Annotated in this window: 17 protein-coding genes; 16 read left to right on the forward strand and 1 reads right to left on the reverse strand. The window is 60.4% G+C overall.

The genetic code is table 11. The features are described 5' to 3' along the window. The first annotated feature begins 5 nt into the window (after positions 1-5). From EEQ99_RS24090 to EEQ99_RS24100, 3 genes are read left to right on the forward strand one after another with little or no spacing between them, the layout of a single operon-like run. On the forward strand, positions 6-506 hold the full coding sequence (locus EEQ99_RS24090; protein WP_127431191.1) for a hypothetical protein: 501 nt from the start codon (positions 6-8) through the stop codon (positions 504-506). A gap of 21 nt (positions 507-527) precedes the next feature. After that, positions 528-1,292 carry a capsid assembly protein gene (locus tag EEQ99_RS24095; protein ID WP_164735963.1) on the forward strand — a complete coding sequence of 255 codons (765 nt, stop codon included), beginning with the start codon at positions 528-530 and terminating at the stop codon, positions 1,290-1,292. A 9-nt stretch (positions 1,293-1,301) separates the two neighbouring features. After that, positions 1,302-1,532: a hypothetical protein gene (locus tag EEQ99_RS24100; RefSeq protein ID WP_127431193.1), complete on the forward strand. Its 231-nt coding sequence runs from the start codon at positions 1,302-1,304 to the stop codon at positions 1,530-1,532. 28 nt (positions 1,533-1,560) lie between these two features. Here EEQ99_RS24100 and EEQ99_RS24105 read toward each other — a convergent pair whose 3' ends face one another. Next, positions 1,561-2,430, reverse strand: a complete 870-nt coding sequence (locus tag EEQ99_RS24105; protein ID WP_127431194.1) for a hypothetical protein — start codon at positions 2,428-2,430, stop codon at positions 1,561-1,563. A 306-nt stretch (positions 2,431-2,736) separates the two neighbouring features. Here EEQ99_RS24105 and EEQ99_RS24110 point away from each other — a divergent pair, with 306 nt between their 5' ends. From EEQ99_RS24110 to EEQ99_RS24170, 13 genes are all read left to right on the forward strand, one after another. Beyond that, positions 2,737-3,714: a phage capsid protein gene (locus tag EEQ99_RS24110; protein WP_127431195.1), complete on the forward strand. Its 978-nt coding sequence runs from the start codon at positions 2,737-2,739 to the stop codon at positions 3,712-3,714. Positions 3,715-3,788: 74 nt separating this feature from the next. Further along, positions 3,789-4,049, forward strand: coding sequence for a hypothetical protein (locus tag EEQ99_RS24115; RefSeq protein WP_127431196.1), 261 nt, complete (start codon positions 3,789-3,791; stop codon positions 4,047-4,049). A 7-nt stretch (positions 4,050-4,056) separates the two neighbouring features. After that, positions 4,057-5,694, forward strand: coding sequence for a hypothetical protein (locus EEQ99_RS24120; RefSeq protein ID WP_127431197.1), 1,638 nt, complete (start codon positions 4,057-4,059; stop codon positions 5,692-5,694). A gap of 63 nt (positions 5,695-5,757) precedes the next feature. After that, a complete protein-coding gene (locus EEQ99_RS24125) occupies positions 5,758-6,369 on the forward strand; it encodes a phage tail protein (RefSeq protein ID WP_127431198.1) in 612 nt (203 codons plus the stop codon). After that, on the forward strand, positions 6,369-8,750 hold the full coding sequence (locus tag EEQ99_RS24130; protein WP_127431199.1) for a phage nozzle protein: 2,382 nt from the start codon (positions 6,369-6,371) through the stop codon (positions 8,748-8,750). Before EEQ99_RS24125 ends, EEQ99_RS24130 begins: the two co-directional genes overlap by 1 nt. After that, positions 8,750-9,217, forward strand: coding sequence for a hypothetical protein (locus EEQ99_RS24135; protein ID WP_127431200.1), 468 nt, complete (start codon positions 8,750-8,752; stop codon positions 9,215-9,217). Before EEQ99_RS24130 ends, EEQ99_RS24135 begins: the two co-directional genes overlap by 1 nt. Beyond that, positions 9,207-9,749 (forward strand): virion core protein, T7 gp14 family, encoded by a 543-nt coding sequence (locus tag EEQ99_RS24140; protein ID WP_127431201.1) that lies wholly within the window; start codon positions 9,207-9,209, stop codon positions 9,747-9,749. The genes EEQ99_RS24135 and EEQ99_RS24140 overlap by 11 nt, the downstream gene beginning before the upstream one ends. Further along, positions 9,749-11,773: a hypothetical protein gene (locus EEQ99_RS24145; RefSeq protein ID WP_127431202.1), complete on the forward strand. Its 2,025-nt coding sequence runs from the start codon at positions 9,749-9,751 to the stop codon at positions 11,771-11,773. The genes EEQ99_RS24140 and EEQ99_RS24145 overlap by 1 nt, the downstream gene beginning before the upstream one ends. Positions 11,774-11,782: 9 nt before the next feature. Beyond that, a complete protein-coding gene (locus EEQ99_RS24150; RefSeq protein ID WP_127431203.1) occupies positions 11,783-15,556 on the forward strand; it encodes a transglycosylase SLT domain-containing protein in 3,774 nt (1,257 codons plus the stop codon). Between the two features lie 70 nt (positions 15,557-15,626). Continuing rightward, positions 15,627-16,874: a phage tail fiber domain-containing protein gene (locus EEQ99_RS24155; protein ID WP_127431204.1), complete on the forward strand. Its 1,248-nt coding sequence runs from the start codon at positions 15,627-15,629 to the stop codon at positions 16,872-16,874. Positions 16,875-16,876: 2 nt separating this feature from the next. Then, positions 16,877-17,467, forward strand: a complete 591-nt coding sequence (locus EEQ99_RS24160) for a hypothetical protein (RefSeq protein ID WP_127431205.1) — start codon at positions 16,877-16,879, stop codon at positions 17,465-17,467. After that, positions 17,467-17,715, forward strand: coding sequence for a hypothetical protein (locus EEQ99_RS24165; RefSeq protein WP_085777978.1), 249 nt, complete (start codon positions 17,467-17,469; stop codon positions 17,713-17,715). Before EEQ99_RS24160 ends, EEQ99_RS24165 begins: the two co-directional genes overlap by 1 nt. Continuing rightward, complete coding sequence (locus EEQ99_RS24170; RefSeq protein WP_127431206.1) at positions 17,715-17,936, forward strand: hypothetical protein; 222 nt, start codon at positions 17,715-17,717, stop codon at positions 17,934-17,936. Before EEQ99_RS24165 ends, EEQ99_RS24170 begins: the two co-directional genes overlap by 1 nt.

The raw sequence follows: 17,936 nt of genomic DNA on the forward strand, positions 1-17,936 counted from the left end.
ACCCCATGACATCCTTTGGTGACGCCTTCAAGGCTGCCCGAAAAGCCGGCAAGACGACCTTCAAGTTTGGAGGTAAGTCCTACCACACCAAGACAAAAGACGAGATGGCCAAGACCACGAAGGCCGTCCCGACACCGACCCCACGCCCCGAGGCGATGAAGACTGATGCCCAGGCAGCGGTCGACAGCGCGCCGAAGTCTGCTCCCGCCAAGCCGGCCCCGAAGCAGGACTACCCGCGCCCCGCAAAGTCCGTGGGCATCGCCAGCGCCGGCTCCGCAATCGGTCAGGCCGCAGCCGCTCGGGATAACGCCCCGGTCGCCAAGGTTCCGTCCCGCGCCGATGCGAACGCGAACACCGTGCAAAAGCCTCAGACCCCCGCTCGGGGCACTGTCCCCAAGCCTGAGAAGCAGGGGCCGCAGCCGGAAGAGGGACAGTGGTTCGCCCGTAAGGGCTCCGCGATCTCGCTCGGCATCGCCCGTCGCCGCAACGCTCCCGTCTCGAAATAAGCAGGAACCATGGAAAACGAAGTGAAAGAAGAGGACCAGATCGTGGTCCCCGGCTCTGACGAGCATAACGCTCTCATGGTCGAGAAATTCCAGAACCAGTCTGGCACGGTCGACAAGCCGGCCGAAACGCCCGCTGAACGTCCCTCCTGGCTTCCCGAGAAGTTCCAGACGCCGGAAGCCCTGGCCGAGGCCTATGCTGCCCTCGAACGCAAGCAGTCGGGCGGCACCGAAACGCCGGCCCCGAAGCCTGCCGATGCGCCGGCTGAAGAGGCCCGTGATGCGCTTGCTTCTGTCGGCCTCGACTTCGACGCCTTCGGCACTGAGTTTGCCGAGAAGGGTGCGCTGTCCGATGAGAGCTACGCCAAGCTGGCCGAGAAGGGTCTGACGAAGGAAATCGTCGACGACTTCATCGCCGGCCAGGAAGCAAAGACCCAGCTCCACCGCGCCGAAGTTCTCCTCGCAGTCGGCGGTGAAGACACCTACACGCAGATGACCGAGTGGGCCGCTTCGAACCTCACGCCGGCTGAGATCGAGGCCTACAACGATCAGGTCGACAGCGGCAATATCACGGCTGCCAAGATGGCCGTGCAGGGCCTGAAGGCTCGCTTCGAAGCAGCGAACGGCGCAGAACCGGAACTGCTGAACGGCGAGACTGGCGGCAACTCCACCGAGTTCTTCCGGTCGACCGCTGAACTCACCGCAGCAATGCGTGACCCGCGCTACAAGAAGGACCCCGCCTATCGGGAGGACGTCAAGCGCAAACTCTCCAAGTCCTCGCTCTATTAAGGAACGTCAATGACCGCACTCGCCTCTATCGTGGCGCTGCTTTGGGCTCATCTCGACGACATCTTCGCAGTGCTCTTTGCGCTGCAGGCTGTCCTAGTCCTGATCTCCAAGCTCACGCCGACCCCGAAGGATGACGCCATCGCAGCGAAAATCCTGTCGGTCCTCGAAAGCATCGCCTCTGTCCTCTCCGTCAAGCGGAAGGATTTCCCGGCAGCTCCGACATCCCCAGGTCTCTTTTAATAAATCGGGGTGAGCCGCATAAGTTGGCTCATCCCTTCTTCTTGGATAGGAGGCGCTGCACTGCTTGACTTAGCTGCTTGTTGTCCTGTCTCAACGACGCAATGCGCTCTACCAAGTCGCTCAACACTAAACGGACGGAAGCAGCGTATTCCAAGCAATCGTCGTCGGTCTCGTTGTGCAAGCTAATGCTAAGCGCCTTATGTAAAGCGTTCAGAGGATTGTGCCCGTCTATCAAGAGCCCCTGCGGGACGCCCGACTTGATCTTCTCCATGGACTTCATGAAGGAGATTTCTTTCTTCGCCTCTTTCAATTCTTCGATTAGGTCGCCGGAAGCACCGACAGTCTCGCAAACTTTGATAATTTCGTCGAACAAGTCATTTCGGTGGTTTTCGACGACCCGACGGTAATAGGCGAAGGCCCCGATACCGTAACCCAGATTCTCGCACTGCCTACCTTTCAGGAATAGTTTGCCGTCTGCGTCACCAAGCAACTTCAATACGCGCTTCGGGACCGGCGTTCCCATGGTTGGGAACTCGCCATATTTGAAGATCTTACCGCTACCGTCGTCTTCCATCTCCACGTGAAGGGCGTACTGTTTTTTGTCTTCGAGACAATCACCGCATCGATAGTGGGCATGGGTATTCATCGTCGTCTGACTCCAGCCGGAAGCGGGATTAAAGACAACGCGGTAACTCCGCATTCCATCGCAGGTTTGGCAATGGAGGCGTATCGAGGGGTAAAGTATCTTCCGCTTTCTAATGCTGTTCTCGGTTGTGGGCTCCCAGACGCCGCCAACTACTTTTTCGATTCCAGCGTGTGTCTTCTCCAGGAAGTGTTTGAAGCTAATGGTTTCCCGGTCCGGAGTGTCTTCCTCAATGCCCAGGTCAATCTCTTCCACCAAAATATCCTCAATGCGACGAACCCTCCCTAGGTAGTATTTCGGGCTCGAAAACGCAAATTCTTTGGGTTTTCAGTCGGGGCCGGCGTTCCCGACTGATGCAAGGTGACCGACTCAAAGGTTAATTGCCGTTCCCTGTGAAAGAAGTTCGACAGTGCTGCGTGCCTCATACGCGGCTGTCCAAGGTAATCCCCAGAACACCACTCAGCAAGCTTAGCCCCGATGCGTCGGGACAACTTAGTCGTGTCGAGTGAAGCAGTTCGGGAAGCCTGATCAACTTCCAACTCTTCACAGGAAATACTTCATATGGCAAACGCCAACGTTACCCGCATCGGTCAGATCAACGGCTCTGGTGATGTGGATGCACTGTTCCTCATGCAGTTCGCAGGCGAAGTCCTCACTGCTTTCGAGGAAACCAATGTTGCCCTCGAACACACGATGACCCGCACGATCAGCTCGGGCAAGTCGGCACAGTTTCCCGCGACCGGCAAGGTCGGCGGTGAATACCACGTTCCGGGTACCGAGATCACCGGCCTGAACCTCAAGGCCGCTGAAACGGTCATCACCATCGACGATCTGCTGATCTCGCACGGCTTCATCGCCAACATCGACGAGGCCAAGACGCACTACGACCTGCGCTCGATCTACTCGACCGAGATGGGCCGCTTCCTGGCCAAGACGATGGACAAGCACCTGCTTCAGGTCGGCGTCCTCGCAGCCCGCGCCACGAACGTGGTCCAGGGCGAACCGGGCGGTTCCGTCATCCTCACGGGTGAAGCCGGTCTGCCGGCCACGCCGAACTTCGCCACGAACGGTGATCACCTCGCCGCTGCCCTCTTCATCGCTGCCCAGAAGCTCGATGAGAAGGACGTGCCGGAAGAAGAGCGTGTCGCCTTCGTGAAGCCCGCCCAGTACTACAACCTTGTCAAGGCCACCAACAACCTGAACAAGGATTGGGGCGGCATGGGTTCCTACGCTGAGGGCTCGATCCTCAAGGTCGCCGGCATCCAGATCATCAAGACGAACCACCTGCCGAGCACCGACCTGTCGGCTGCAACCGGCGTCGAGGCTGGCTCGGGTCTGCGCTATCGCGGCAACTTCGCGAACACCTCTGCGCTCGTCATGCACAAGTCTGCAGTCGGCACCGTCAAGCTGCTCGATATGGGCATGGAGTCGGCCTACGACATCCGCCGTCAGGGTCACCTGATGGTCGCCAAGTACGCAGTCGGTCACGGCATCCTGCGCCCGCAGGCCGCTGTCGAAATCCGCAACGCTGCGTCCTAATCAATCCACCAGTGAATATGGGGAGGCTCCTTAACAGGGGTCTCCCCTTTTTTTCGTGAAGGACATTCACTCTCATGGCCACTCAGAATTACTCCATCGAGACCGACGATTGGACTGCGGTCTCCACGGCTGAAGCCACGGTCATCGTCAAGAACGAGAGCGTCTTTGACGCCTACATCGCGGTCGCTCCGAACTCCGCTGCTCTTGCCTCGGTGAAGGGTCACATCCTCCCGCGCGGCGATGCATGGCCGTTCATCAACCTCGGAACCAACAAGGTCTTCGTGAAGCGCAACGAGAAGACCCAGCCGCTCGCCATTTCGGTCAGCGCCTACTGAGGTCAGCATGATCAATCGCAGAAGTCTACTCTGGTCCACCTACCTGTCATCGGGGGGCGGTGGTCATCCCGTGTGGGTCCCTGACCCCAACCGTTACATGCCTGCTGCAACCCGTACCCGCTGGCCGGCCGGCTTCACCATGACCTACGCCACCGGCCTGAACTACCAGTGCTCCCGGCTTTATTTCGGGTCTCCTGATTATCCAACCAACGATTTCCTGATCCCGTTCGTGGGCTTTGGTTTGACCGAAGGGGGCCTCGCACCTCAGGAGACCGTCCTACCGAACGCTGACATCCCACTCGATGGGGCAAACTTCATTCATCCCAATGGGACCAAGTATCCCATCCTGTTCGGTGGAGCCGCAACCGCTTCGGTCACCGCAGCAACCGGGATAGTCTATGGTCAGGTAACGCTGCCCACCTCGCTGCCGGCGTGGTCCATCTTCGGTATTGAGACGTTCTATCACGGCACCGTAGGGAACACCTACATCGGCGCATATCGCTGCCAGAGGCACCGTGGTGAGAAGCTCTGGGCTGCTGGTGATCTCGCCTCGGTTCAGGCGCTTGCTGCCGCTAATGGCCCCAGCACTGCGGCTCTGGACCCCGACAATTGGTACAACACTGTCGGCAACGCTACGAACTCTCAGCAGCTCGCCTATGGGCCGGCGCTGGTCCTCGCGAAGGGATGGGATGGTCGCCCCGTTCCGATGCTTCTCGCGGACTCCCTGGCCGAGCGTCAGGAGATCGCAGCATCTGCCGATGATCGCGGGAACATGGGCGTCTGGCGGCGCTGGTTCGACCAGAGAGACCCCATTTGGGGCAGCCTCATCCCGCTCGTCATGGGCGTCCCTGGCGCAAAGTCCAAGCAGGAGCTGGCCACCTCAGCCACCAAGCGCTGGACCATGATCGACGCGATCAAGACGACCTACAACGCCGGTAAGGACATCTGGACCTGTGTCGCCGATCAGTCTGGTCGAAACGATAACAACGCCACGGCTGCCACTTGGTATGGCGATAAGTTCGGCCTCGTCGACCGCGTCAAGACCAGATACGGGGCAGGGACCCACGTTGTGGGGATGACCCTCTGGCCGACCCTCACGTCGACCGATAACGCCCGCACGGCCGGTGCTTACTCTGTGGCGACGTTGTGGAACGGTGTTACCGGCACCCTCAAGACTGTGAACGACGCCATCAAGGCTTCCTCCCGGTACGCCAAGGTGATGGACGTGTTCCCCGCTTACACCACCGATGCAGACCCTTCCAAGGCCCCCGGCTCTGAGATGTTTCCCCTGGGCAATGTTATTGGCCACCCGGGCAATCAGGACGGAGTAACCACCTGGGACACCATCCGCATGCCGTCAGGCATTCCCCGAGGCGCTGTGATCACATTCGAGTACCAACCGGGCCTCTGGGCTTCGCGGACGGTTCTCAGTGAGGCTCCCGTGGGTGATGGAACCTCGAATTACAAGGTTCAGGAAGTGTTCGCGACCAACGTGCAGGACAATGCCACGCTCTATGGCAAGGCCCTGAACCTTGACTCCGGTAGCGGTACCACGACCCACGTCCACCCGCTGCTCCACGCCATCCTCAGGATCATCAGCCGCATCCCGCAGTCGGAGAAGTCCAAGTTCTATTCGGCTGCCTAAACCAGCCACCACACCCCCACTCAGGCCCGCCATCGCGCGGGCTTTTTCTTTTTCAGGATCAACATGTCCGTCCTCGTTCCGACTCCCACCACGGAGCTTGAGGCGATCAACCTCATGCTGTCCGTCATCGGTGAAAGCCCAGTCAACACGGCTGAGGATACCGGTGTCGTCGACGCGGTGATCGCCCGTCAAATCCTCTTTCAGTCCAGCCGAGACGTTCAGCTCGTGGGCTGGCATTGGAACACTGAAATCGACTACCCGATACCTGCAAGCTTCCCCGAAGGTGAGCTTCAGCTTCCCCCGAACACCCTCAAGGTGGATACCACAGGGGCCGACTCGGTCCTCGATCTGGTCCAGCGCGGCAACCGCCTCTACGACCGCAAGAACCACACCTTCAACGTGGGCCGCACAGTCTACGTCGAGATCGTCCTTCTCCTGCCTTTCGACCAGCTCCCCGAGGCTGCCCGCTCCTACATCGTGATGCGAGCTGCTCGGCAGTTTCAGGAGCGCATGGTCGGCTCGGAGACGATCTGGCAGTTCAACTCCAGAGATGAGCTGAAGTCGTGGTCGAACCTGCTGTCCGCTGAGGCTGAGACGCTCGATCTGAACGTCTTCACGGACAACCCGTCCGTCCAGCGCGTGACCAATCGACTGCCCCCGGGAGGCCTCAGCTAATGGCCGGGGCGCTCATCTCAACAACCATCCCGAACCTGATCAACGGCGTCTCTCAGCAGCCCTATGCGCTTCGTCTGGCGAGCCAGTGCGAGCTGCAGGAGAATGCCCATAGCTCGGTTGTCGAGGGGCTCCGCAAGCGCCCTGGCACCACGCACCGGGCCAAGATCACCAACGCACCCGCAGGTGAGCTGTTCACGCACACCATCAACCGCGACCGCAACGAGCAGTACGAGGTCATCGTGGGCAACGGAGCGCTGAAGGTCTATGACCTGAAGACCGGTGTCGAGAAGACTGTGGCGTTTCCGAACGGCACCGCATACCTCGCTGCGGCTGACCCGCGATCTGCTTTCAAGGCAGTGACGATCGCTGACTACACGTTCCTCATCAACCGCACGATAACGGTCCAGCAGGACACCACGCTGTCGGCCTCCCGGCAACCTGAGGCCATCGTGTGGATCAAACAGGGTGCTTACGGCACCAAGTACTCGATCAACCTGAATGGTAACACGGCCGAGGTGAACACGCCTGACGGTTCGGTGGCCGCGCACATCGCCCAAGTCCAGACCGACGCAATTGCAGCAAATCTGATCACCGCCATCAACAGCGCAGCCCCAGGCTTCACGTTCGTCCGTAGCGGTTCCAGCATCTGGATCAGAAAAAACGACGGCAACGATTTCACGGTCAATGTGACGGACAGCCAGGGCGACCAAGCAACGAAGCTTGTAAAGCGTTCCGTCCAGCGCTTCTCCGATCTGCCTGCAAAGGGCTTCGACGGTTTCAGTGTCGAGATCGCAGGCGACCAGTCGTCTTCGTTCGATAACTACTATGTGAAATATCAGACCAGCAGCGGCTTCGAGTCAGGCGTCTGGGTCGAGAGCGTCAAGGGTGGCGAAGCAATCCGCCTCAAGTCCTCGACGATGGCCCATGCGCTGGTCCGCGAGGCCAACGGCACGTTCACCTTCAAGCAGGTGACATGGGAAGATCGCAAGGTCGGAGATCTCGATAGCAGCCCGATGCCGTCCTTCGTGGGCAAGAAGATGAACGACATCTTCTTCCACCGCAACCGGCTCGGCTTCATCGCGGATGAGAACGTCTGCTTCTCTCGCGCCAGCGACTTCTTCAACTTCTTCCGTTCGTCGGCCACCCAGGTCCTCGATACCGACCCCATCGACGCTGCTGTGTCGCACATCAAGGTCTCCATCCTGCAGCATGCAATCCCGTTCAATGAAACGCTGCTGCTCTTCTCGGAGCAGACGCAGTTCCAGCTCGGGGCTGTCGATTTGCTCACGCCTGAGACCATCGCGATCAACCAGACGACCGAGTTCGAATGCTCCCTCAAGGCACGGCCGGTCGGCTCGGGCAGGAACATCTACTTCACCTTCAACCGGGGTGAGTTCTCGGGCCTGCGCGAATATTACGTCGATGGGGACACCAAGACGAATGACGCGAATGACGTGACCTCGCACGTCCCGGCCTATGTGCCGAAGGACATCTCGAAGATGGCTGCCTCGTCTTCCGAGGACACCATCGCCATGCTGTCGGAAAACGAGCGCAACACAATCTACGTCTACAAGTACTACTGGAACGACCAGGAGAAACTCCAGTCGGCGTGGTATAAGTGGACGTTCCCGGCGACCGACACGATCCTCTCTGTCGAGTTCGTCGAGAGCAACCTCTACCTGATCATTCGGCGCGCTGATGGCGTGTTCATCGAGAGCATGTCGGTCAATCCCGGCACCAAGGACACGGGCTTCGACTTCGGCCTGCACCTCGACCGCAAGGTCACCGAGGCAGGCTGCACGGTCAGCTATAACGCGACCACGAACAAGACCACGATCACACCCCCGTATGCCACCGAAGCCGGCCTTCTGCCTGCCAGTGAGCAATACGTGATCGTCGCCCGCAATGGTGACCCAACCAAGAAGCCTGGACAGGTGATCCCGTACACCCTCAGCGGTAACTCGCTGGTGGTCTCGGGGCAGCTCGTCAACTTCTTCATCGGGCGGAACTACGTGATGCGCTACCGCTTCTCGACGTTCGTCATCAAGGAGGAGGCGGTTGGCGGTGGTCAGATGACCGTGGGCGAGGGGCGCATTCAGCTCCGCAAGGCCAACCTGACCTACGACCTCAGCGGTTACTTCCGTGTCGAGGTAACGCCCCTGCGGCGAGACACCTACACCTACATCTTCTCGGGTCGAGTGATCGGCTCGGCCAAGAATGTGATCGGGCAGGTGGCTGTCGACCGGGGCCGGTTCGCGTTCCCGATCATGTCGAAGAACGACGCGGTCACCATCGACATCGTCAACGATACCTTCCTCCCTTGCGCCTTCTTGAGCGCGGAGTGGGAGGCCCTTTACGTTATTCGTTCAAAGAGGCTGTGATGCTGGAAACACGTCGCTCGCTTCCTGAGGACGTGACCTATCTAGCCCCCAGGCTCCGAGAAGCTGACCTGAGGGAGCTTGAAGCTGCTGGTGTTCCCAGCGCCCATCAAGCCCTTCAGGACGGCCTCAGGAACTCCAAGCACTGCATCTCAGTGGTCAATGATGAGGACCGTGCCGTGGCCATGTTCGGCTGCGGACGGTTCACTGACGATGACGTGGGCTACATCTGGCTCCTCGGAAGTGACGAAATCAAATCAAACCCCACTCGGTTCCTCAGACGCTCGAAGCTCTGGGTGGACATCTTCCACAAAGACTTCCCGATCCTCACCAACTTCGTCGACCAGCGCAACACGGTGCACATTCACTGGATACGCTGGCTCGGCTTCTCGTTCCTCCGAACGGTGAACTCTGAGGGGCCGGGGAACCTTCCATTCTACGAGTTTGCAAGGATACACCATGTGTGTTGACCCCATTTCCGCGATTGGGCTTGCCATCGGCGCAGCGACCTCCGTGGTCCAGTACCAAGGGCAGGTTAGCGCTGCGGAAGAACAGAACAAGCTTTACCGGGATAACGCTGCCCGGGCCAACCAGAACGCCCGCGATCAGATGTTCCAGACCCAACAGCGCATGCTGCAGGAGCAGGAGAAAGCTGGCGCCGAAAAGGCTGACAACCTCAAAGAGGCCCGCGAGGCCAAGGCGACCGCGACCGTGGCAGCCGGCGAGGCTGGTGTCTCAGGCCTGTCCGTCGATGCCCTCCTGGCCGAGTTCGATGGCCGTGCGGCGCAGGCAAACGACCGCGTCGATCAGAACACCGAATGGACCCTGAACCAGCTCAACAACGAAATGAAGGGCATCCGCTCCAACGCTGAAGATCGTATCAACTCGGTTCAGCGGGCAGCCAAGCCATCCTTCTTCGATGCCGGTCTCAGGATCGCTGGTGCCGGTCTCGATTCCTACAACGACTATAAGGCCCGTCAGAGGACGGTAGGGAGAGCATAATGGCACGTTTGCCGGGGCTGAGGCCCATTGACGAAGAGCGCCGCCGCTCCGGTGGTGGCCAGAACCGTGGCCGCGTTCGTACCCCCTCCGTTGACAACATCAGGGTGCAGGGACTGTCCCCGAGCGCTTCCCCGGTCGACACCTACGCGCGGCCCGAGCAGGCCCCGATTGGGTCCAATGGCTGGGAGAGCTTGGCAAAGTCGCTCGCAACCATCCAGCCGAGCATCAGCAATTTCCTGAATGTGCAGGCCGCTGAGCATCAGGACGATGACGTGACCGCTGTCCGTCAGGCGTTCCTGCAGAAGTCCCCTGAAGATGTCCGCAAGGCCATCAGAGAGGGCTCCGTTCCTGGCCTTACGAGCCTCGCCGGCAGAGAGCTGGCGGGTGAGCGGCTGGCCTACGACCGGTCGCTGCAGATCATGTCGGCCTACCAAACTGACTTCGACCGGGAGAACGGCGATGTCGATGTCTTTATCCGCGATCAGATCAAGGACGATCTGGCCGAGTTCGGTCACGATAAGGCCCTCATGGGTGCCTACACGAAGCAGATCGGAACCCTTACCGAGAAGCTCCGCAGCCAGTCGGTCGACGATCATTCGACCTTCGTGCAGGACCAGCGGCAGGGCAACCTGTTCGAAAAGTGGTCCGCGAAGTCTACCTTCAACCGCGCTGAGGGCATGCCCCCGGCTGAGGTTGCGGCCGGGATGTTCGGAGAGTTCACGAAGAACCAAGAGCTGCTCCGCGTCCCGTTCCAGAAGCAGCAGGAGATGATGCTCCAGCTTGCCGATCAGGCAGCCACCCGAGGCGACTACGATCTGGCCAAGTCCATCCTCCAGCATCAGCGCACCGATGGCCCCTACAAGGGCAACCTGATGACGGACGCCAAGGTGGGTGACACGGCATCCAAGCTGTTCGCCCGTATCGACGCCGATCAAACCAAGGAGCGCTTGGCTGCCGATGCCGCTGCCGATGAGGAGAACCTCTACAGCCAGGGCGTAGCAGCGGCCGAGAGTGGCTCGATCCAATCCATCGGTGATGCCCAGGTCCGCGACAAGACCGGCGATCTGAAGACGATCTCGGCTGACTCCCAGAAGAAGGAGGTCGCCAATCGGCTGATCACCAAGGCGGCTGAGGAAGCCAACTACCGGGAGAAAGACCCGGAGAAGCGCCCAGCGCTTGCTCGCCGGCTGGAGAAGGAGAAGTTCGTCGGCTCTGGTCTGGAGCATCCGGTATGGTTCAAGGCCATGAACGCTGCCCCTGGCCAGATCAACCTGAACGCAGCCACGGGAGAAATCCCGCCATCTGCCAAGGACGCCTTTGACACCTACCTCGATCTCTACAAGGACAGCCCTCAGTATCTCGCGAAGAACCTGAACAAGGACTCTCTGGAGTTCTTCGAGGCTGCCCGCATAGCCGAGGAAGTGGGGAACGCAGGGACGCCTGAGGGTGCCCTGAGGCTGGCCCATATGGTGACGCAAGACCCGAACCAGATGGATGAAGCTCTGAAGCTCAAATACGAGAGCATCGACAGTGCGGTCAATTCCGCGGTGTCCAATTCGACCGGCTGGGTGGACTGGGCCTTCGGCAAGCAGACGGCCGGCAACCAGAACTATGTCAGGACCGAGATCGTCCGTCTGGCGAAGCAGTATGCGCTGCTTGGTAAGGACAACGATGAGGCCATCGAACAGGCCCGTCAGACCTTCGAGAAGAACCACATCAACGTGGCCGGCTCGTACATCAAGAACGACAAGCGCCTGCCTGCGGACTTCGAGCCGCTGGTCAACCAGTACCTGACCGAGTTCGTCGAGCGGCACAAGGGTGACCTAAACTACGACATCGACGACCTGACCATCTCCCAAGGCAACGGCACGGGGGCGTACTTCATCGTGCGCAAGTCCGACCGCATGCCGGCCTCCGTCGACGCGGACGATTGGAATTTCTCATTCAAACAACTGGACGAACTGCGGAGGCGCAACCGCGATCAGAAGATCGACGAGGTGACGAAGAAGCAGAACGAACGCTAAGGAACACTCATGGCCGACATCAGGTCAATCATCATTGATGCCGCGAACCGCTATGGCGTCGACCACGACTACGCCCTCAAGACGGCCCAGATCGAGAGCGGCATGAACCCCCACGCACAGAACAAAGGCTCCTCCGCAGGGGGCCTTTTTCAGTTCATCGACAGCACGTGGGGCAAGTATGGCAATGGCGCGTCGAAGTACGATGCCTATGCCAGTGCGGACGCTTTCATGCGCCTCACGCGGGACAACCAGAATTTCCTCAAGCGGAAGCTCGGGCGCGACCTGTCGAAGGGCGAGCTGTACCTTGCACACCAGCAAGGGGCCGGTGGTGCGCTGAACCTCCTGGCGAACCCGAGTGCCATGGCAGTTGACCTCGTGGGCCGCGCTGCGGTCCTCGGTAACGCTGGCCAGACGGGCATGCTCGCTTCCGAGTTCGCCAGCCTGTGGACCAAGAAGATGGACGGCACCACGGTCGATAGCGGTCCCTCGGGCATCGTCATGCCGGGATCGATGGGAAACTCCCAAAACCCCGGTGACTACTCGGTCCACGATCAGGGCCGCATCAGTGCCTCCGACGTGATCCCCACAATGAACCTCACGCGGGCTGAAGAGGTCCAGCAGGAGAAGGATCGTGTCGCCGCTCAGCCGTCCTACGGTGACGCTATCGCAACCGCCGTGAAGAACGAGTGGTCGGTACTGACACCCTTTCGTGCGCTGGGCCACTACGACCCTGAGCCCGACTACAAGCTCACCAAGGAGAAGCTCGAAGCATTCGGCCGGAACATCCCAGACGACTACCTCGACGAGTTCGAGGACGCGGTCTCTGATGAGCATGCTGAGGCGATCCGCAACAGGCTCCTGACGCAGCTCGAAGACAACCGCAAGATCGCCTCGCTGGGCACGGCAGGAACCGTCATCTCCATGGGCGCTGCCCTGACTGACCCCGGCGCTATTGCCGCAACGGCGGCTATTGGCGCTGTAACGGGCGGCTTCGGTGTCCCCGCTGCGGTGGCTGCTCGTCTCGGCCGTGTGGGCTTGGTCGGGCTGGCTGCGGCTGAGGGTGTGGCCGGCAATCTAGCCACCGACATCCCGCTCGTGGCCGTCGACCCGACCCGTGACGTTTCCTTCGACGAGCTGAAGTATAGCATCGGTACCGGTCTCGTTATGGGTGGTACGCTAGGGGCGTTCAGGCGCAACCCGATGCTGAACGAGGAGGCCAAGCAGGTCGCCCGTATCGGGCAGCGTATGCAGAATGAGGCGCTTGCCCCGGCTAACCCCGGCTCGGTGGGCGCTGCTGCAGCCATGGGTGACAACTTCACCCGCAGCGACACCGTCAACCTGATCGACGACTTCAAGAGGCTCGACCCCAAGGGCACCTTCCTGAACTGGCGGGTGGATACGGTCGGCCAGCTCATGGCCTCAAAGAACCCACTGGCCCAGACCATGGCCCGCTACCTCGGTGAGGACGGTGTCCGTGCCCAGAAGGGCAGCGGAGTGGTGACCGAGATCGCCGCGACCGAGCGCATGCAGCGCCGACTGCGTGTGGCCCAGGTCAACTGGTATCGGGGCTATGGCGATGCGTGGAAGAAGTTCCGCAAGGCCAACGGCATCAGCGCCTTCAACAGCAAGGATGCCGAGCTGAAGTTCAAGGACCAGATCGCTGACTACATCCGCGAGGAGAGCCCTTCAGCCCGCGCTCAGTTCCCCGCTGAGGTGAAGCAAGCGGCCGGTGCATTCCAGGCCGAGATGAAGTCGTTCTGGCAGGAGGCTCAGAAGCTGGGCATCACGCGGTCGGAGCATGGTGTGGAGAACTACTTCCCCCGTTACGCGCACCTCGCCAAGGCCACCAAGCTGATCAGGGACGTGGGCTACAGCATGGACCGCAAGGGTGGTCTGACGGACCTGTTCGCAGGGGCAATCCTGAAGAAGCAGCCCGGGCTCGAGCCTCAGATCGCCAAGCGCATGGGCTATGCCATCCTCGACCGCTTCCAGAAGCTCAGCTCGGGGGAGGAGATGTTTGGTTCCGGTCACCTCGGCTTTGACCTCGACGACCTTGAGGCGGAACTGAAGAACTACCTCTCGGATGACGAGATCGCTAACGTCAAGGCGTGGGCATCGCGCAACGAGAAGAAGGCCGATGAGGCCTCTGGACCGGCCCGCATGAAGGCCCGCATCATGCTCGACGAGAACCACTTCGGTGAGGTCTGGGACAAGCATGGCGCTCCGCGTCAGGTCAGCATCTCCGACTTCTACGTCAAAGACCCGCACACGGCTTTCCAGCTCTACGCGCGTAACATGAGCGGCCAGCTCGCTATGGCCCGCATCCAAGTGCGTGACCCTGAGACCGGCAACCTGCTGATTGACGGGATCAAGAACGGGAACGACTGGCTGAAGCTGAAGAACCAGATCAAGTCGGTGGGCGAGGCGACCGGCGCGAACAACACGCTGGATGAGAAGAACCTCGACTTCCTGTACTCGGCCATCACCGGCACCCCGCTGGCTGGTATCGATAGGGGCTCCGATGGGGCGACCTTCCTGCGCATGCTGAGGGACTTCAACTTCCTCCGTCTGATGGGTCAGGTCGGCTTCTCGCAGGTTCCTGAGTTCGGCCGTGTGGTCGCCCAGGCCGGGATCAAAACCACGTTCCAGGCGGTTCCTTCCTTCCGCCACCTGCTCGACATGGCCCGCTCGGGCAAGATGACCGACGAGGTGGCCGAGGAGCTGGACGCCATGGGGGCCTTCGGTAGCGACTACGAGCGCACTGCTCACTACCTCGAAACTGATGAGCTGGGCGTTCCGGTAACCAGCGGGACCGATTCCACGATCCAGCGCGTGGCCGGCGCAGTTAACCCCAAGCTCCACGCGATGAACCGCTTCGTCTCGATGGGCTCGGGTATGGCTCCGGTCAACCGCGTGTTCCAGAAGTGGTCGGCCCGTGCGGCTGCTGTGAAGTTCACCAAGATGGCCATGTTCGGAGACAGGATCGATGCTGAGCGTCTCCGTGCCCTTGGGCTGGACAAGAAGGCTGCCGATCAGATCTTCGAAGCGATCAGGACGAATGCCACCTTCAAGGGTGGTGTGAAGTCCCCCTCGAAGCTCCAGAGCCTCGGCATCAAGAAGTGGGATGGTAACACCTTGGCCTCGTTCGAGGATGCGATGTTCCGGCTGAACCGGACGATGATCCTTGAGAACGACCCAGGCCAGATGCACCGCTGGATGGCTCACCCGATGGGCCAGATGATGATGCAGTTCCGCACGTTCGCCATGGCAGCCCACACGAAGGCGCTCCTTCAGGGCCTCAACATGCGCGATCTCCCGGCCATCAATGGCGCTCTGGCGTCGAGCTTCCTCGGTGCTGCGGTCTATGCTGGCCAGACACACCTCAACCTGCTCGGCAGGGAGGACCGTGAGCAGCTACTGAAGGAGCGCCTGTCGTGGGATAAGCTCGGCCTTGCCGGCTTCGCTCGCTCTTCTGAAAGTGCGCTGGTCCCGATGTTCGCTGATATCGGCTGGCAGTTCTTCGACGATGAGCCGATCTTCGACACCCGCTCGTCGGGCTTGAAGACGACCATGCAGGGCGCTCTCGGTAACCCGACTGGTGACCTCGTCTCGACAGGTCTGGCTGGCATCGCTGGCGTCACCTCCGCGATTGCCGGCGACGATTACTCGCAGACCGACTGGCAGAACCTCACCCGCGTCCTGCCGTTCTCGCGCATGATGGGCGCTATCCAGTTTCTCAACTGGGCCGGCTCTGGCCTGCCTCGGCGCGAGCTTCGCGACTAAATCTACTCACCCGTGAATAGCGGCCCTCGCGGAAACTCGGGGGCCTTTCCATTTCAACAGAGAGACACTCATGGCTCTTGCTTATGCTCAATCCCTCGGGGACGGGGTTACGACCATCTTCACGGTCCCCTTTCCCTACATCTCTAAGACCCACGTTCAGGTGACGGTCGATGGCGTGGCGGTTGCCTATACCTGGCTGTCGCCCACCTCGGTCCAAATCACTCCGGCCCCGGCTGTAGACAAGATCGTGGATCGTCGCCGCGTAACCCCTCGCGACACACTTCTGGTCGACTTCGTTGACGGCTCTACGCTGGTTGAAAGTGAACTCGATCTCTCCGCGCTGCAGGTGTTCTACCTCGCGCAGGAGTCCTTCGACCTGGGTGAGTCCTCCCTCGGTGTCACCGAAGACGGCTCCTTCTCGGCCCTCGGCCGGCGCATCTCGAATGTTCTCACGCCTGTCCAGGCGAACGATGTGGCCAGCAAGCTGTTCGTTGAGACGGGCGTGTCTTCGGGCGTGGCCATCGCCACCCAGAAGGCGGCTGATGCCTCCTCTGCCGCCGTCGCTGCTGCGGTGTCCGAGACGAACGCTGCGACCTCCGCATCCTCGGCCAACACGTCGAAGAACACGGCCACCACCAAGGCCACTGAAGCGGCCACGAGCGCCACCAATGCAGCGACCTCGGCCACCACGGCAACGACCAAGGCCGGTGAAGCTGCGGCCAGCGCTCTCGAAGCGAAGGGCTACCGCGACACGGCTTCGACGAAGGCTGCTGAGGCTGCTGCTAGCGCTGCTGCGGCTGCGACGTTCGATCCCGCGACCTACTACACGAAGGTCGAGGTCAACACCTCCCTCGGCCTGAAGCTCGACAAGACTGGTGGGCAGTTAACGGGCAACCTCAACATCATGAAGAGCGGGCCGACTCTCTCGCTCCAGAACACCGACAGCGGAGGAAATACGTGGGGTCTGATCAGCGCGGCTGACGGGAAGCTCTACATCCAGAAGCAGAACGGCACGGTCGTCAACGAAGTGTCGTTCGGGACTGATGGCTCGATCTGGACCGCCCAGTTCGGTGACCTCAACTCCCGCATCGAGACCCGCGCCACCGCGTGGGCAAACGACCGTGTGGCCAACCTCTCGTTCCGCAAGGTTAGCCCTAGCTCGTTCTCTGTGCCGGACAACGGTCTTCAAATGTGTCCAGCCGGTGCGGTCCTCACGGGCATGAACATGGCAGGCACTCAGAACAATCCAACCATGTATTACCACTACTTGCAGGCATACGACCCTGTTCGTGGCTGGGTTACTTTCAGCGGAGCTTAATCATGGAAATCGTAAACTTCGGCCACTTCAAGCCCCTGAACGAAACCGGCGTCATCTTCTACGAGAACGAGCACCAGCAGGACTGGTACGATCTCCGCAAGGGCCTGACCAACTGGACTGAGCAGGGCGAGTTCGTCGACGCCGTCTACGGGGCCTGGGCTCTCGTCCAACCCGACGAGGACAGCCTGACCAATGGGACTGTGACCAACGTGGAGCACGATCCTTCCCGCCTCGTTCCGCATAACAAGATCGTCGTAGGTATCGACGCTGCCCCCTCGGAGATCGCGCCGGGAATGCTCTTCCAAGCAGGTGTCTTCCTCCCAGCGCCTCCGGTAATCACGCCGATGCCCAACCTCTCGCCCCGCCAACTCTGGCTGGGAGCGTTGGAGATCAACCTCACCAAGGCCCAGGTCATGGCTCAGATCGGTACGATTGCGGACGCCAAGCTTCGCGCCACGCTTGAGATCGAAATGACCGAACCGCCGCTTGACGGCTTCGTTCGGGACAGCTTTGCGGTCGAGCGACTGCGCGAGCTTATGGGCATTCCTGTTGACCAGTTCGACACCCTCTGGCTCTGGGCAGGGACACTTTAATGGAACACATGAACACCGAGGCCCTGCTGTTGATTGGCAGGGTCGAGGGTAAGGTGGACACGCTCATCAGCCTGTCGTCTGCGCAATCCCAGCGCATCGACCAACTAGAAGGGCGGATGTCGGCCGGGGAGGTAGACATCGCCTCCCTCAAGGCCAAGGCATCTACCAACCAATCCTTCATCACCAACATCACCGCGATCCTGGCCCTCATCGTGGCCGCGATCAGCGCCTATCTGAGCTACAAGTAATGGACCTTAACGAAATCCTCTCGAAGCTCCATGCGGAAATGGCCCAGAAGCTCCTCGACAAGGTCAGGAGTGGAGAGGTCACTGCAGCCGAGCTGAACGTGGCCCGCCAGTTCCTCAAGGACAACAACATCGACTCAGTCCCTAAGGAAGGCAGCCCCGTGGCAAATCTCGCCAATGAGCTTCCGTTCACGGGCGACGACGACCGACCCTCATACAATTAA

Origin of the sequence: Rhizobium anhuiense (assembly GCF_003985145.1) — a bacterium.
Lineage (GTDB): Bacteria > Pseudomonadota > Alphaproteobacteria > Rhizobiales > Rhizobiaceae > Rhizobium > Rhizobium anhuiense.

Excerpts from the sequence above, each read along its gene's own strand:
- EEQ99_RS24145 (WP_127431202.1), top strand. The coding sequence starts at position 9,749 with ATGGCACGTTTGCCGGGGCTGAGGCCCATTGACGAAGAGCGCCGCCGC.
- EEQ99_RS24120 (WP_127431197.1), top strand. The coding sequence starts at position 4,057 with ATGATCAATCGCAGAAGTCTACTCTGGTCCACCTACCTGTCATCGGGG.
- EEQ99_RS24165 (WP_085777978.1), top strand. The coding sequence starts at position 17,467 with ATGGAACACATGAACACCGAGGCCCTGCTGTTGATTGGCAGGGTCGAG.
- EEQ99_RS24130 (WP_127431199.1), top strand. The coding sequence starts at position 6,369 with ATGGCCGGGGCGCTCATCTCAACAACCATCCCGAACCTGATCAACGGC.
- EEQ99_RS24135 (WP_127431200.1), top strand. The coding sequence starts at position 8,750 with ATGCTGGAAACACGTCGCTCGCTTCCTGAGGACGTGACCTATCTAGCC.
- EEQ99_RS24110 (WP_127431195.1), top strand. The coding sequence starts at position 2,737 with ATGGCAAACGCCAACGTTACCCGCATCGGTCAGATCAACGGCTCTGGT.
- EEQ99_RS24100 (WP_127431193.1), top strand. The coding sequence starts at position 1,302 with ATGACCGCACTCGCCTCTATCGTGGCGCTGCTTTGGGCTCATCTCGAC.
- EEQ99_RS24140 (WP_127431201.1), top strand. The coding sequence starts at position 9,207 with ATGTGTGTTGACCCCATTTCCGCGATTGGGCTTGCCATCGGCGCAGCG.
- EEQ99_RS24115 (WP_127431196.1), top strand. The coding sequence starts at position 3,789 with ATGGCCACTCAGAATTACTCCATCGAGACCGACGATTGGACTGCGGTC.
- EEQ99_RS24160 (WP_127431205.1), top strand. The coding sequence starts at position 16,877 with ATGGAAATCGTAAACTTCGGCCACTTCAAGCCCCTGAACGAAACCGGC.
- EEQ99_RS24125 (WP_127431198.1), top strand. The coding sequence starts at position 5,758 with ATGTCCGTCCTCGTTCCGACTCCCACCACGGAGCTTGAGGCGATCAAC.
- EEQ99_RS24150 (WP_127431203.1), top strand. The coding sequence starts at position 11,783 with ATGGCCGACATCAGGTCAATCATCATTGATGCCGCGAACCGCTATGGC.
- EEQ99_RS24155 (WP_127431204.1), top strand. The coding sequence starts at position 15,627 with ATGGCTCTTGCTTATGCTCAATCCCTCGGGGACGGGGTTACGACCATC.
- EEQ99_RS24170 (WP_127431206.1), top strand. The coding sequence starts at position 17,715 with ATGGACCTTAACGAAATCCTCTCGAAGCTCCATGCGGAAATGGCCCAG.
- EEQ99_RS24090 (WP_127431191.1), top strand. The coding sequence starts at position 6 with ATGACATCCTTTGGTGACGCCTTCAAGGCTGCCCGAAAAGCCGGCAAG.